Raw genomic sequence first — 12391 nt, 5'->3', positions numbered from 1 at the left:
ATCTAAATAAAATCATTCGCTCATGATTCTCGAACAAATCTATACTGGCTGCCTCGCACAAGGAGCCTACTACATTGAAAGCAATGGTGAAGCAGCCGTGATCGACCCCCTGCGCGAAGTGCAACCCTATCTTGACCGCGCAGCCAAGAGCGGCGCGAAAATCAAGTACGTTTTTGAGACCCACTTCCATGCCGATTTCGTGAGCGGTCACTTGGACCTTTCGCAAAAAACAGGCGCGCCCATCGTGTATGGCCCCACCGCAAACCCCGACTTCAATGCACACGTCGCCCACGACGGCGAGATTTTTCAATTGGGCAAACTGAAAATAAAAGTGCTCCACACGCCCGGCCACACCATGGAGAGCACCTGCTACCTGCTCTTCGACGAAAATGGCAAGGAAAAAGCCCTTTTCTCTGGCGACACCCTGTTCATCGGCGATGTGGGCCGCCCCGACCTGGCGCAGAAAGCCGCCGACATGACGCAGGAGCAGCTCGCGGCCACGCTCTTCCGCTCCCTGCGCGAAAAAGTGATGACCTTGCCCGACGATGTCATTGTCTATCCTGCGCACGGTGCCGGCTCTGCATGTGGCAAAAACATGAGCAAGGAGACTTTCGATACCCTCGGTCATCAGAAAGCCACCAACTACGCCCTGCGCGCTGACATGACGGAAGCCGAATTCGTGAAAGAGGTGACCACGGGCCTCATGCCCCCGCCTGCCTACTTCCCGCTCAACGTGATGCTCAACAAAAAAGGCTACGACAGCATTGACGAGGTGCTCAAGCGCGGCTCTCATGCGCTCAGCCCGCGTGCCTTCGAGACCGCGGCCAACGAGACAGGTGCCATCGTGCTCGATACCCGCGATGCCGAAACCTTCTCCAAAGGATTTGTGCCCAACTCGATTAACATCGGCATTGACGGCAATTTTGCTCCGTGGGTAGGTGCGCTCATCCCCGATATTCGCCAAGAAATCCTGCTCGTCGCAGAGCCGGGCCGCGAAAAAGAAGTCGTCACCCGCTTGGCTCGCGTCGGCTACGATTATGTAATTGGCTATCTGGACGGAGGGTTCGATGCTTGGAAAAAAGCAGGCATGGAAACCGATGCCATCGAGCGGGTGGATGCCAAAGAAGTTGGGGAACGCCTCCAACGCGGCGAAAAACTAAACATTCTGGACGTGCGCAAAGCCAGCGAGTATTTCAGCGAACACGTCATGGATGCCGAAAACGCCCCGCTCGATTTCGTCAACGACAGCATGGCACAGGTGGACAAAAAGAAAACCTACTTCGTGCATTGCGCGGGCGGATACCGCTCCATGATTTTTGCCTCGATACTTCGGGCACGCGGCTACGACAATCTCATTGACGTGCGCGGCGGTTTCAAAGCCCTCAAAGAGGCGGGCAACGTTCCGGTGAGCGACTATGTATGCCCCACCACGATGCTCTGATTTTAAAAAATGTTGATGAGGGTTGATGAAGGTATATCAAGTTGATTTTCAACCTTCATCAACCTTCATCAACCTTCATCAACCTTCATCAACCCTCATCAACCCTCATCAACCCTCATCAACCCTTATCAACCCTCATCAACCCTTATCAACCCTCATCAACCCTCATCAACCCTCATCAACCCTCATCAACCTTCATCAACCCTTATCAACCCTCATCAACCCTCATCAACCTTCATCAACTTTCACTCAACTTCCCCCTTTTCAAACAATGGGATTTTTCAGCAAACTCTTCGGCACAGCCGAGGCCTCTTTCGACGTGCGTGCCTTGATGCAAAAAGGTGCCGTCATCGTGGACGTGCGCACCCCTGCCGAGTACAACAGCGGCCACATCAAAGGCTCTCTCAACATTCCACTCGACCAAATCGGTGCTAAGGTCAGCGTATTGAAATCAAAAAACGCCCCCATCATCACCGTCTGTCGCAGTGGCAACCGCAGCGGGGTTGCTGCCGACATCCTGAGTAAAAACGGGGTAGAGGTGTACAATGGCGGCGCTTGGGATAGCCTCAAAACGCAACTTGCGTAAACCGTCCAGCCTTTGGCCAATGGGGGCAGTCTATGGTGCCTTGCGATAGACCACCCCCATGCACACGACCGAAGAAGCATCATGAAAAGGCTCGCTTTGCTCCTCCTCATTTTGAGCGCCTTTTTTGACTTAAAGGCGCAAACACCTCACCCTCCCGACGACTCTGCTGCCTGCTTGCAAAACCTGCTGCGATGTGGCAAGTTTACGGGACACGCTCGCCTGTTTGGCATGGCTACCGACAACAGTGGCGGCCTGACCGACTACTATGGCGTGGCGGCAGGGGTGGGGTTGGGCTACGTCACCCCTGCCATCGCGGGGTTTGAGGCTGGCATATCGGGCTTCATGATTTTCAACCTCGCTTCGTCCGACCTTGCCTTGCGCGATAGCCTCACCGGGATGCCAAATCGCTACGAAATTGGGCTTTTTGACATTGAAAACCCGCACAACACCACCGACCTTGACCGCACGGAAGAGCTGTTTTTGCGCTGGAAAAAAGGCAGCTTGGCCAGTGTCACAGTGGGTCGCTTTGTGCCCAAAACCCCCTTCATCAACCCTCAGGATGGGCGCATGCGCCCCACGTTGGCGCAAGGGATATGGGTGGAGGCGGGTCCGAAGGAAAAATGGCGTGCGCATGCTGCGTGGCTAAGTGGATTTTCCCCGCGCTCCACCGTCCGATGGTTCAAAACAGGCGAGTCTATTGGGGTCTATCCATCCGGCTTCAATCCTGACGGCTCGCGTTCCGACTATCGAGGCCATCTCGAAAGCAAGGGCGTGTTTATCGCAGCGATGGAGGCCCAACTGAGCGAGGGCGTGCGTTTGCAAGCATGGAATCATTTCACGGAAAATATATTCAACACCGCTTGGCTGGAACTGAGCGCCGAACACAAACTGGCAAATGGGGCAACGCTCTATGCGAAGGCGCAGGGTATCCGGCAAGATGCCTTGCGAGACGGCGGCAACCCAGACCCCGCCAAGACCTATTTTGAAAAGGGCGGCCATGCCGAAGTGTTTGGCCTGCGGCTGGGGCTGCGCGAGCAGTATCGGCACTTCAATCTCAACTACACCCGCATCACCCCGTCGGGGCGCTACTTGATGCCGCGCGAGTGGGGCCGCGACCCGCACTACACCTTCCTGCCGCGCGAGCGCAACGAGGGTTTCGGCGATGTGCACGCCTTCAGCATGAATGCGGAGACGACGCGTCACGGTTGGCAATATGCCTTGGGCGCAGGCTACTACGATTTGCCCGATGCGCTCAATGCTCGCTTGAACAAATACGCCATGCCTTCCTACATTCAGCTGAATGTCTCTATACGGCATCATTTTCACAAAATGCTGGAAGGGCTGGAAGGCACATTGCTTGTGGTGCATAAAATCGGCACGGGAAACACTTATGAAAAGCCGGGCTTGATTTTCAACAAGGTGGACATGACCCTTTTCAACTTGGTGCTCGACTATCATTTTTGAAGAAAATTGGCTTTGTGACCAATGTCACAAACTGCCAGAAATAACCTTGTCTATTTTTGCTTTTAAATTTTTGAACAAAAATGCTCGAACTATTGCAACGCCCCTGGCCTTGGTACACAGCAGGTATCATTGTAGGCCTCACCGTGCCGGCACTCTTGCTTTTGGGCAACCGACACTTTGGGATTTCAGCCAACTTGCGCCACATCTGTGCCGCTTGTTTCCCCTCAAACGTCAAGTTTTTCAAGTACGACTGGAAAAAAGAAGCGTGGAATTTGTTTTTTATCGGCGGCATCGTCGTCGGGGCTTTCCTCGCCTCCACCCTGCTGGCTGACCCCAACCCGGTGCAAGTGGCGCCTGCGTTGGCCGAAGAATTGGCCGGCTACGGCATGACCGATTTCAGCAGCATGGTGCCCGTCGAGCTGATTTCGTGGCCCAGCCTTTTCACGCTCCGGGGATTTATTCTGCTTGTGGGTGGTGGTTTTTTGGTGGGCTTTGGCACTCGCTACGCGGGCGGCTGCACCAGTGGTCACGCCATCATGGGGCTTTCTAACCTGCAATGGCCTTCTCTTGTCGCCACCTGCTGTTTTATGGCGGGTGGTTTCATCATGGCCAATCTCATTTTACCCTTCATCATGCAACTCTAAAAAATGGCTCAAACTAATTTCAATACCACCACCATTTCCCCAGAGACAGACTATGAGGTGCGTTCGTTGGACACCATGTGTGTCAACGAGTCAGACGTGTCGCTTCCGTGGTATCACAATCTGAAATACGCCGCTGTGGGGGTGCTGTTTGGCATCACCTTCGTGAAGGCAGAGATTATTTCTTGGTTCCGAATTCAGGAGATGTTTCGCTTGCAGTCGTTCCACATGTACGGGGTCATCGGCACCGCTGTGGCAGTGGGCGCGTTGTCGGTTTTTCTCATCAAAAAATTCAAGGTTCGGACTATTCACGGCGAAGCCATCACTTTTCAAGACAAAAAATTCAACAAGGGCCAAATCTTCGGCGGCTTGTTGTTTGGCTTTGGCTGGGCGCTGACGGGCGCTTGCCCCGGCCCCCTGTTTGCCACGCTTGGCACGGGTGCTTTGGCCATTAGTGTCACCATTCTGTCTGCCATTGCCGGCACATGGGTGTATGGGTATTTCCGCGACCGATTGCCGCATTGATGGAGGGGTTGAGGTGTCGCGCAAGTCAATGACCAATGTTCAATGACTTGCGCGACACCTCAACTTTTTTTGCCTACCACGCGCTTCCTCACAGTTTCCTGATTTTGATGTTTTTGAACCAGACGGGGTCGCCGTGGTCTTGCAGGGAGATTTTTCCTTTGGACGAAAGGCCAAAGTCGCTTGATAGCGCAGGGAACTTGCTGCCCTCTATGAGTGCCAGCCATTCTTTGGTAGGCTTTCCATTTTTAAACATCTGTATCTCCACCACTTTGCGGTGGTTGAGCCAGTGTTCGACCTTGCCGTTTTTGCTGACGAGACGGGCGTGGTTCCATTCGCCGGCGGGTTTCACGGTTTCGTATTTGCAGGCGATGAGGTCGTACAAGTCACCTGCTCGATGCTTGTGAATGCGGGCATCGGGGTGGCAGCTGTTGTCGAGCACTTGCATTTCAGGCCCTGTTTTCCAGACATAATCGTATTTGGCCGGGTCTTCGATGACGTGGTAGATAATGCCCGAATTGCCACAAGGGGCGATTTTCCAATCCAAGGTCAGCTCAAAATTCTCGTACTCGCTGGCGGTCAGGATGTCGCCCCCGTCGGCGGCCTGCCATCCTCCGTCGGGGTTGGGCTTGGCATCCAAGTGGATGGCGTTGTCGTGCACGACCCATGATTTGCCGATGGAGGTTTTGCCGTAGTTGTGCCAGCCTTCGAGGTCTTTTCCGTTGAAAAGCAATTGCCACCCAGCGGCTTTTTCTTTGTCTGTCAAGGTGTTGTCGGAAGGTGGTGAGTAGGGTGGGCGGTTGACTACGGTGCCGTAGTTGTCGGAGGGGATGGCGTTCATGGTGTACCAAGCTTCGGTTGTCCAGATTTCATGTTCGAGTTCGCTGAGGGGCAGGTTGAGCAGGCGAATGTAGACGACATGGAGCGGTTTGATGCCGGGTATTTCCAAAAACACCTTTTTGCGGTCGGCGGAGACGGAGGCGGAATTGACAGTTAGTGCCTTTTCGTCCATTTTGGGGCCGCCGTAGTCGGCGGTAGGCTTATACCACCATTGTCGCACTTGATAGTGCGATACGTCCCACCCGTCGCCTTCGCGCAATGGTTCGGTGAATTCGATTTCCACGCCGTTCGTCTTGGCTCGCACGGCCAGCATTTCAAAAGCAGATTGACCGTTGTATTTCAGGCGCTGCAATCCGTACCAAAGTTTGCCTTGTTGGCTCCAGTTGCCGGGATTTCCAATCATGCCGACGTAGAGCGAACCATCAGGCCCCCACACGAGGCGGTGGGTGCTGCCTTCAAGTCCTTGCGTGAATTTGAACACCGCGCCTTGATATTCGCCATTGATTTTTTCCATAAAAACACGTTGGAGGCCACCGTAGCACACATCGCCAAAAATGATTTGGTTTTGGTAGGGGCCATCGTTCAGCGCGGCGGGCTGCGTGGGGGAGTTGCCGATTTCATCTTGGGGCAGCCACGCGACGGGGTGTTGGACGGGCAATTGGGCGACGGCTGTGCTATCCACCGAATAAGAGCCGAAGAAGGCGCCGGGCTTCACATGGACGAGCTTGGAGGAGGGCAGCCAGTCGCCCTGATTGTCGGTGACGAAGAGCTCGCCGTCGGGGCCGATGCCGATGCCATCGGGTGTGCGCAGCCCGCGTGCGATGAACTCGATGCTGCCGTCTTTGAGGCTGATTTGCACCACCTTGCCTCTGTCCGCGATTTGAGGGCGGGCGCTGGCGCCACCGGGCAAAATCGCCGTGGCGAGGGCGGCGTAGAGGTAGTCGCCTTTGTGAGCGAGGCCGAAGGCGAATTCGTGGAAGTTGGCCGAAGCTTTCCAGCCTTTGGCAAAACATTGATATTCGTCTATCACGTCGTCGCCGTTGTGGTCAATCAACTTTGTCAACTCTTGTTTTTGCAGCACAAAAATGTCTTTGCCCACCACTTTCAAACCCAAAGGCTCTGCCAGCCCCTTGGCTATCATTTTCAATTTTATCTTCTTAGGGTCGCCGGATTGCACATTTTCCAAGACATAAACAGCGCCCATCGCATCCCATGTGGAGACGAGCAGGCGGCCATCGGGCAAAAAATCCATGCCTGCCACTTTGGGGAGAAACTCGTCGGGACGGGCCTGAAAGAGGTCGTAAGAAGGATGCACGTCCATGAGCGGCGCCACGTCGCCGGGCAGAAAATTCTTCGAGACATTCATGGAGACGGCCCCGGCGAGTCCATCGGAGCGGCGGTGAGTGAAATTGGCCTCCGGGATTACTTTTAGTCCCGGGCTGCCGAAGCGCGCCCATTTGAGGGTGATGCCGCGTCCGCCGCCGCCTTGAAAATACTCGATGCGAATGGGGTGGTAGCCGGCGCGGAGCGCGATTTCGGCTTCTTTGGGTTCCAAGCCGTGCGTGCCGTCGTTGTCAATGATGAGCTGATTGTCAATCCACATACGGCTGCCGTCGTCGCTGCTGAGCTGGAATAGGATGTTGTCATCTTTGTCCAGAAACAGGTAGCCTGTGCCGACGAGGGCAAAGTTGTCTTTGAATGGGCCGAACCCATCGTTGGCGGCATCCACCACGTTGGCGATGGCCACCAAATCTGGCTTTTTGTCAAAATCAATTTCCTTGAGCGAGCGGGGCGAAAAGGAAAGCTGAAACAAGCGGACAGAGAGGCCCGGCATCACGTCGCGGTCGCCGACGGACACGTCGGGTCGCAGCCATTTTTCGGCAGGGATGTCGGCCAGATTTTTGTTGGAGGCTCCGCCTTCGCCGTCGTCTTCGCCTTCATCGAGCGAGAGGATGTAGGCCACCATCGCCTTCGCATCGTCGGGTTGCACATCCGGGTGGGCGCTCATGGCGGCTGCTCCCCATACCCCAGAGCCTCCCTTGATGATTTTTTGTGCCAGCATTTCCACGTTTTCAGGGGTGTTTTTGTAACGCTCGGCGATTTGCGCATAGCCGGGGCCTACGGTTTGCACGGCCTCATTGTGGCAAGTGCGGCAGTCGCTTTTCGCCATGAGGCGTTCGCCTGGGCTAATGGTTGCCGTTGCCTCGGATTCGGCAAGCCTTTCGGCATCAAAAGGATTGGGGATGAGGGGTGTGCTGACAAACATGGCGGTGAAGCGCGTCGGCTTGTTGGTGTTCAGGGTCAGCTCGCCTTCCACTTCGAGCGCCTGCAAATGGTCGGGCTTGTTTTCTATTGGCGCTATCGCTGTTTGTTTCCAGATGCCGTCGGTCTGAATGTTGACGGGGGCGGCGATGCAGGCGACATTGGTGCGGAGTGCCACACTTGCGCCCGCAGGGGCGTTTTCCACGGTGAAAGTTCGTTCAAATCCTCGTTGGCGGTCGCGCTCCACATATTCCGGGCGTTCGTTGATGCGGATGCGTTGGCCGTCGGCCAACACGAGGTCGTACATGATTTCCGCCTGTCCCTTGCGGGTGTAGCGGTGGCCTTTGTAGTCGGTGCGCGGCGATTGGGCGCTGCCGCTTATGGTGACGGTCCAAGGCTGACGGTATTTGTTCTCGAACCACGAAGGGCCGATGCTCATGGGTTGTGGGCCGTGCCGCATGTTGTAAACCGCCCCGGTGAAATCGCAGCTGCCGCTCCAAGCTTTGTATAGGGAGCAGGAATCGGTGGAATAGGCCACCCAGAGATTGTCGTGCAAGGCAAAGGTTATCATGCGAGGCTGATTGTCAATCACGGAGCGGAACACCCAGGGGTCGTTGGGTCGTTGGGCGGCTTTGGCGAAGCGGTTGTCGCTGCGGCTGGCGAGATACCATAGCGCGGCCAAAGCAAGTAGGATAAGCAGGAAGAGGGTGCGAGTTTTTGTCATTTTGATTGAATAATGAAATATGGTCAAAAGCAGTGGCAGCACAGTGTCACACCGCAAAAAGAGTGTTTTTGCCGTAATGCCGAAATTTATTTCGGTAAAAAAAGAATAAGGTGGTGGTGATGTTCGGAAAGGGTGGCGGCTAAGGTATGTGTTCGGCGGTTTTTCGAGTTAGATTTTTTGTGAACACTGTGACGACTTTTTGAGAACAAAAACGGGCGTTGGGGGGGGGGGGGGGGAAAAAAAGACCCACCCCCCCCGGGGCGTTTCATCTGCCCGGGGGGGGCGGGGGGGGGGCCCCCCCCCCCCCCCCACGCCCGTTTTGTCTTTGCCCGGTCAGAGTGCCTCCATCGCTCGCTCCAAATCTTCCCATAGCCATGCGGGGTCTTCCAAGCCGATGTAGAATCGAGCAAACGTCCAGGGTATGGGCGGGTTGGCGGCGCGTGCCGGCACGTTGTAGAACCCAATCGTTGGGATGATGAGCGATTCGTGGCCGCCCCAGCTCACGGCCATCAGGAAGCGCTCCAGCCGATGGACGAACGCTTCCATTTTTTCCATCGTGTCGGTTTTGAACTGTACGGAGAACAAGCCGCCGCAGCCGCGCATCTGGCGTTTGGCCAGTTCGAGCTGGGGAAAACTGTGGTGAAACGGGTACCAGATTCGCTCCACTTTTGGGTGGCTTTCCAGTTTTTCTATCAACCATTTGGCTGATTCGTCGCTGCGTTGGAGGCGAAGCGGGAGCGTGCGCAGCCCGCGAATCACGAGTGCCGCGTCGTGTGGGCCGAGGATGCCGCCGAGGGTCATTAGTTCGGACTCGAAGATTTTTTTCACCATTGCCTTGCTTGCGCAGAGCACGCCGACCACCACATCGGAGTGGCCATTAAGGTATTTGGTGCCTGAATGCACGACGATGTCAATGCCGAATGCGGCGGGGTTTTGGTAGAGCGGTGAGCAGTAGGAGTTGTCAATGATGGAGACCAGCCCGTGCTGCCGCGCCAGTGTGGCGCAGGCTGCCAAATCCTGGCACTCGAAGGTCATGGTGTTGGGGCTTTCCAAATAAAGGACGCGGGTGTTGGGCTTGATGGCTGCCTCGATGTTTCGAGTGTCGGTGCCATCCACAAAAGTGTGCTCCACGCCGAATCGCGGCAGGAATTTCGTCAGCAGGGCCGTCGTCCAAGAGTAGGGCGATTGTTGGCAAACGATGTGGTCGCCCGCTTTCACGTTGCTGATGACTGCTGCCGCTACCGCGCCTGCTCCGCTGGAAAAAACAAGGGCATCTTCCGTGCCTTCGAGCGCGGCGAGTTTTTTTCGCAAAATGGCGACGGTGGGGTTGTTGCCGCGAGTATAGACGTGGTGTTCGAGCTCGTCCGAAAATGCCTCGCGGAAGGCCGAGAGGTTTGGGAAAACGAAATTGCTGGTCTGGATGACCGGGGGGCTGACGGCATGGAAATACTGCTCACGGTCTTCGCCGAGGTGGGTGAGAATGTCGCTGAGATTCATTTATTTTTTCTTCTTTTTCTGCCCCTTCACCAATTTCATCTCCCGCACCAAGTGGCTTGCGCCGCCGAATTTGTCAATGACGAACAGTATGTAGCGAGCATCCACCATGATGTTCCGGCAGATGGCCGGGTCGTAGTGCAGGTCGCTCATGGTGCCCTCCCACACGCGGTCGAAGTTGAGGCCCACGAGATTGCCGTTGGCATCCAATGCCGGGCTGCCAGAGTTGCCGCCGGTGGTGTGGTTGGTGGCGATGAAAGCGACGGGCATCCGGCCTTGCGCATCGGCGTATTGGCCATAGTCTTTTGATTTCCAGAGTTCGACAAGTTTTTTGGGCACATCGAACTCGTAGTCGCCCGGCACATATTTTTCCATCACTCCATCCAGATAGGTGCGCTCCTTGTAGGTCACGGCATCGCGGGGTGAGTAATCGTCCACTTTGCCATAGGTGACGCGGAGGGTGCTGTTGGCATCGGGGAAAAAGCGCCGTTCTTTGAACACTTCCAATTGGGCGGCCATGTATTGGCGTTGGAGCGTGTTGATTTGGGGTTGGAGTTCTTGGATTTTGGGCTGCACGTTGGCGGCGTAATTGTCCTGCAAGGTTTTCCAAAAAACGTAAGCCGGGTCGTTGTTCAAGGTCTCGGCGATGGTGGCTGGCTTTTCGTTTAGGAGGGCGTTCATTTTATCTTGATTTGCCAGCACGCTGTTTTTGAACATATTGGAGGCCAAGCCCGCGTAGCTGCCGTTTTGTTTTGCGGCCATTTTCACGAATGCGCCGCCCCATTCGTCGCGCATATTTTCCCCAAAAATCTCGAGCACGCCAGCAAATACGGCCTCATCCACTTTGGGGTGGTAGTCTTTGAAAAAGTCGTCCAACCCGGCGGTGGCTTCTTTTTGTTTGTTGGCAAAAAACGACTCCCCGTTTTTGCCGTATGATTCAATCCAGCTATTCAGACTGGCGGCGAGGCCGAGAATTTGGTTGTTGCGCACACAGGCTTCCAAGTAGTAGTCGCGGGCCAACGCGTAGGGTTCTATGTCTTGATAGAGTTGGCGCAAGCGCGGGAGCAGGTTGCCGTACTTGTATTTCCAATCGGCTTTTTGCTCGATGCGGCGCGTGAATTCGGTCTCGTAGTCGCGTTTTTTCTCCAATGCGCCATATTTGAGCAGCCCCTGCATTTCGCCAAGCCACTTTTTCCAAGCGTTGGAGATGCTGGATTGTCGGGCGATGTAGGCGATTTTCACCGCGGGGTCGTCGCGCATGAAGCCGTCCATGATTTTCAGGGCGCGGTCGCGCACATTGACGCGGGCGGGGTTGAGCACTTCGGCGGTTTGGCGCACGGCGGCCTCCGGCAAGTATTCGTCGGTGCGACCGGGAAAGCCAAAAACCATGGTGAAGTCGCCGTCGTCCACGCCATCGAGCGAGATGGCGAGGAATTTTTTGGGGCGAAAAGGCACATTGTTGGGCGAGTAGTCCGCCGGGCGGTTGGCGGTGTCGGCATACACGCGGAAGAGTGCAAAATCGCCGGTGTGACGCGGCCACACCCAGTTGTCGGTGTCGGCGCCGAACTTGCCGATGCTGCTTGGCGGTGCTCCCACAAACCGCACGTCCTTGAAGGTTTCGGTGACAAACAAATAGTATTGGTTGCCGCTGTAGAAGGGGCGAATCTGAATGTCTTCCCACTTCTCTTTTTTGGTGTTGACGCGGATTTGCGCGAGGTTTTTGTCTATTTGCGACTGGCGCGAAGCCTCCGCCATGCTTTCCGTGACACCCATCAGCGCCAGTGCGGTCACGTCCTCTATTCGATTGACGAACATTGCCGTGATGCCCGGCGCGGGCAGCTCCTCGCTGCGGTTTTTGGCCCAATAACCATCCTCCACATAATTTTTTTCCAAGGAGGAAAGCCGCTGTATGGCGCCGAACCCGCAGTGGTGATTGGTGAGCAGCAACCCTTCGGCGGAAATCATCTCTCCCGTGCAGCCGCCGCCAAACTGGCATATCGCGTCTTTGAGGCTCGGTTTTACGGTCGAATAGATGTCGTCGGCGCTGATTTTCATGCCGAGCGATTTCATCTCTTTTTCGTTTTGTTTTTCGAGCAGTGAGGGGAGCCACATGCCGCCCTGCGCAAAGAGAAGGCTGGGGGCGAACAGGAGGGAAAGGAGCAGTTTTTTCATGTGTGTAGTCGAATGGTTGGACTGATTTGATTGTGCCGATGGGTTCGATTTCTACCGCCGGGCGCGGGATGTGCTCGGCAGTAAAAACCAAATGATTGCCAAGAATCAGTATTCAAATTTACTTTGGGTTGAGCGTCCCGGTTTGCCGGATGAGTGAGGAAGCACATCGTTGTTCTATTTTATTGAGGTCGCCGGATAGTCCCCAAAAAATTGATTGATAAACTTTTGTGCCTTTGAGCCTTTGT

At 55.3% G+C, this 12391-nt stretch carries 8 protein-coding genes; 5 read left to right on the top strand and 3 right to left on the bottom strand.

Going from position 1 to position 12391, the window contains the following annotated elements:
- The first annotated feature begins 22 nt into the window (after positions 1–22).
- The 5 genes from KIS77_21750 to KIS77_21730 all read left to right on the top strand — a co-directional run bounded on the left by KIS77_21750 (position 23) and on the right by KIS77_21730 (position 4657).
- Positions 23–1441, top strand: a complete 1419-nt coding sequence (locus KIS77_21750; protein MCW5924960.1) for an MBL fold metallo-hydrolase — start codon at positions 23–25, stop codon at positions 1439–1441.
- A 271-nt stretch (positions 1442–1712) separates the two neighbouring features.
- Complete coding sequence (locus tag KIS77_21745; GenBank protein ID MCW5924959.1) at positions 1713–2027, top strand: rhodanese-like domain-containing protein; 315 nt, start codon at positions 1713–1715, stop codon at positions 2025–2027.
- Between the two features lie 81 nt (positions 2028–2108).
- Positions 2109–3491: a hypothetical protein gene (locus KIS77_21740; GenBank protein MCW5924958.1), complete on the top strand. Its 1383-nt coding sequence runs from the start codon at positions 2109–2111 to the stop codon at positions 3489–3491.
- 80 nt (positions 3492–3571) lie between these two features.
- Positions 3572–4135, top strand: a complete 564-nt coding sequence (locus KIS77_21735; protein MCW5924957.1) for a YeeE/YedE family protein — start codon at positions 3572–3574, stop codon at positions 4133–4135.
- A 3-nt stretch (positions 4136–4138) separates the two neighbouring features.
- The gene (locus KIS77_21730; GenBank protein MCW5924956.1) at positions 4139–4657 is read left to right on the top strand and encodes a YeeE/YedE family protein; all 519 of its coding nucleotides are present in this window, start codon (positions 4139–4141) and stop codon (positions 4655–4657) included.
- Between the two features lie 88 nt (positions 4658–4745).
- Here KIS77_21730 and KIS77_21725 read toward each other — a convergent pair whose 3' ends face one another.
- From KIS77_21725 to KIS77_21715, 3 genes are all read right to left on the bottom strand, one after another.
- The gene (locus tag KIS77_21725; GenBank protein ID MCW5924955.1) at positions 4746–8480 is read right to left on the bottom strand and encodes a DUF1080 domain-containing protein; all 3735 of its coding nucleotides are present in this window, start codon (positions 8478–8480) and stop codon (positions 4746–4748) included.
- 333 nt (positions 8481–8813) lie between these two features.
- Positions 8814–9977: a PLP-dependent transferase gene (locus KIS77_21720; protein MCW5924954.1), complete on the bottom strand. Its 1164-nt coding sequence runs from the start codon at positions 9975–9977 to the stop codon at positions 8814–8816.
- The gene (locus KIS77_21715; GenBank protein ID MCW5924953.1) at positions 9978–12146 is read right to left on the bottom strand and encodes a S46 family peptidase; all 2169 of its coding nucleotides are present in this window, start codon (positions 12144–12146) and stop codon (positions 9978–9980) included.
- Positions 12147–12391 lie beyond the last annotated feature (245 nt).

Source organism: Saprospiraceae bacterium, from assembly GCA_026129545.1.
Classification (GTDB): domain Bacteria; phylum Bacteroidota; class Bacteroidia; order Chitinophagales; family Saprospiraceae; genus M3007.
This window is presented reverse-complemented; position numbering and strand designations above follow the sequence as displayed.